1 protein-coding gene is annotated in these 583 nt (G+C 56.6%); it reads left to right on the top strand.

The features are described from left to right. The coding region (locus CFR71_RS16060) for a transposase (RefSeq protein ID WP_165832149.1) at positions 1-406 on the top strand (406 nt) is incomplete at its 5' end. Positions 407-583: the final 177 nt, after the last annotated feature.

Below are 583 nucleotides of genomic sequence, written 5' to 3'. Positions count from 1 at the left end.
TCATCGCTTTATTGTCACCACGCTACCGCAGGGAATGTCCGACCCCCGCCATCTCTACGAACAGATTTACTGCGCACGCGGGGATATGGAAAACCGCATCAAGGAATGCCAGATGGATCTGTTCTCAGACAGGACCTCGTCCCACACCATCCGGGCCAACCAGCTCCGGCTGTGGTTCTCGGCCGCAGCCTATGTCCTGCTGACCGCTCTGCAAAGACTGGCCCTTGGCCAGACCAGCTTGGAGACGGCGACCTGTGGCACCATACGCGCACGACTGCTCAAAATCGCGACACGTGTAACGCTCAGCGTCCGTCGGATTGTCCTGTCCATGCCGGACATGTTCCCCTGTCAGCATGAATTCGCCCTCGCTCATGCACGATTGCGAAGGCTCCGGCAGGCCATCTGAAGAAACAGACAGTGCACAGACCACATAGCTTCCACCAACACTGCCTTCTCAGGCCGTGACACCCTCACTGCGTTCAGAACCCGCCGCCAGAAGCAGAATATCGTCAATATTCCAGATCGGGCTCCTGTGGGATGACTGAATTCTACAAAATGACCCGAAATTGCCTCAAGTGTGAGA

This window comes from Novacetimonas pomaceti, assembly GCF_003207955.1.
Classification (GTDB): domain Bacteria; phylum Pseudomonadota; class Alphaproteobacteria; order Acetobacterales; family Acetobacteraceae; genus Novacetimonas; species Novacetimonas pomaceti.
The sequence above is the reverse complement of the archived record's forward strand: the minus strand, read 5'-3'. Positions and strand labels throughout refer to the sequence as shown.